Raw genomic sequence first — 801 nt, forward strand, 5'->3', positions numbered from 1 at the left:
GTTGGCTCGACTTTGGTGTTTCTAAAACTTCGATATTTTCGACAACCGGTTCTGGTTGAGAAGGTTGGTTCGACTTTGGTGTTTCTAAAATCAGTTCTGGTTCTGGCTGAGAAGGCTCGATCGACTCTACTGTTTCTACAATAAGTAGATTTTCGACAACCGGTTCTGGTTGAGGATGTTCTAGCGACTCTACCGTTTCTGAAACTTCGAGATTTTCGACAATCGGTTCTGGCTGAGAAGGCTCGATCGACTCTACTGTTTCTACAATAAGTAGATTTTCGACAACCGGTTTTGGTTGAGGATGTTCTAGCGACTCTACTGTTTCTACAATGAGTAGATTTTCGACAACCGGTGCTGGTTGAGGATGTTCTAGCGACTCTACTGTTTCTACAATGAGCAGATTTTCGACAACCGGTGCTGGTTGAGGATGTTCTAGCGACTCTACCGTTTCTGAAACTTCGAGATTTTCGACAACCGGTGCTGGTTGAGGATGTTCTATCGACTCTACTGTTTCGACAATGAGCTGATTTTCGACAACCGGTTCTGGTTGAGGATGTTCGATCAATTCTTGTCTTTCTACAGTTTCCAGAAAATCTGCCACTGGTTGCATTCCAGGTTCTAAATCGCTTATTTCCTCTGCTGTTTCTGTAATTGGTTCGGATTCTGGTTGAGAATAGTCGATCGACTCTACGGTTTCTACAACTTGCAGATTTTCGACTATCGGTTCTGGTTGAGAATAGTCGCTCGACTCTACGGTTTCTACAACTTGCAGATTTTCGACTATCGGTTCTGGTTGAGAAT

1 pseudogene is annotated in these 801 nt (G+C 43.6%); it reads right to left on the bottom strand.

Annotated elements, in window-relative coordinates:
* Positions 1 to 801: pseudogene (locus tag QUB30_RS19910) on the bottom strand (ATP-binding cassette domain-containing protein); the annotation flags it as partial.

Source organism: Microcoleus sp. BROC3 (assembly GCF_036702515.1).
GTDB lineage: Bacteria > Cyanobacteriota > Cyanobacteriia > Cyanobacteriales > Microcoleaceae > Microcoleus.